Raw genomic sequence first — 1,317 nt, 5'->3', positions numbered from 1 at the left:
AGAGAGCCTGGGACGATGCCGGTGAGGGTGCGCAGCACGTAGCGTGCCTGCGGTGGCCCCAGGCGCGCGCGGCTGAGGACTTCGAAGACGACATACGCCACGATGACCGGCCACACCCACAGGTGGTGGGTGGCGAGCATGACCGCACTGAATGTGAAGAGCGCCCAGCCGAGGATCGCCACGAAGTCGATGTGGGTGGACTGTGTCGTGCTGACCGTGGTGCTGCTCCCGTGGAAGGAACCCACGGTGTAGGGGCCCATCATCGTGCCGGAGTGGTAGTCGTTGGTCACCGAGTTCTCAGTGGAGCGGCTGATGGGAGAGCCGAGGCCTCCGGAGGTGGCGAAGGCGACGAATCCCAGGCCTGCGGTCGACCATGTGAGGGAGCTGAGTAGGACGCCGGTGGCCAGGGGGACGAACCAGCCCGCGTGCTGCGACAGGCCGTCCCACGCTTGGGCTGAGCGGCGCACTTCTCGGAGGTGGTCCTGCAGGTGGTCGATTACGGCCAGGAGCGTCTCGCGCTGCTGCTCCGCATGCTGCAGTCGGCTCTCGGCAGCCGAGAGGTAGAGGGCTGCAACCTGGAGGGCCTGGTGCTGCTCGGCGTTGCGCGCTTCCATGTCCTCCAAGAGACACCGGTACTCACGCACTTCAACCAGCAGGGAATCCTTGATGTGCCGGTAGACCTCGATCTCCTCACGTGAGTTCGACATCTGCACCCGCACCAGGTGAAATTCTTCGTCGATCACTTCGAGCAGCCCCACAGCTGTCGCCCGCTCACGCAGCGCCGCCCGCCGAAGAGCAAGCAGGTGCTCGCGCCTGTCGGCACTTAAGGGTTTGCCCAGTTGGGAACCGACATTGGCCAGGCAGTCGATGAAACTCCTGGAAGCGATGGTGTTGTCTTTCCCGGACAGGAAACGATTAACCCGTGTGCGCTCCCAGGGAACATCGTCACGGGCCGCGAACGCCGCCTGGGTGAGCGATAACTCTGCGAAAACTTTTCTCAGTTCGCTTGTGTAGGCGCTCAAGGCGTCCATCCGTCCTCCTGCTGCATGCTCTCCTCTTGCCGCGCACCCGAGGCCGCTGCGGAAGCGCATGCTACCGAGCCTCAACCACCCATTCGTTTGATCTTGAAAAGTCGCAGATCACCGGGGTGTGCGCCCCTGGCGCACACCCGATCGAGACCGGGATTCTGGCCCCAACGACCGCGTTCAGCACGGGACTTGGGAGAACGTCTTGTCAGGGCAGTGGGACCTGTGGAATTTCGTCATTCACGACATCGGAAGCCAGATCGTCTCCGGGCTTCTCATCGCCGCCATGGGG

At 63.6% G+C, this 1,317-nt stretch carries 1 protein-coding gene; it reads right to left on the bottom strand.

Annotated elements, in window-relative coordinates:
• Positions 1 to 1,031: hypothetical protein (locus tag CA983_RS43765; RefSeq protein WP_143645846.1), on the bottom strand; the 1,031-nt coding region annotated here is incomplete at its 3' end.
• Positions 1,032 to 1,317: the final 286 nt, after the last annotated feature.

It is taken from the genome of Streptomyces swartbergensis, from assembly GCF_002148965.1.
Lineage (GTDB): Bacteria > Actinomycetota > Actinomycetes > Streptomycetales > Streptomycetaceae > Streptomyces > Streptomyces swartbergensis.
This window is presented reverse-complemented; position numbering and strand designations above follow the sequence as displayed.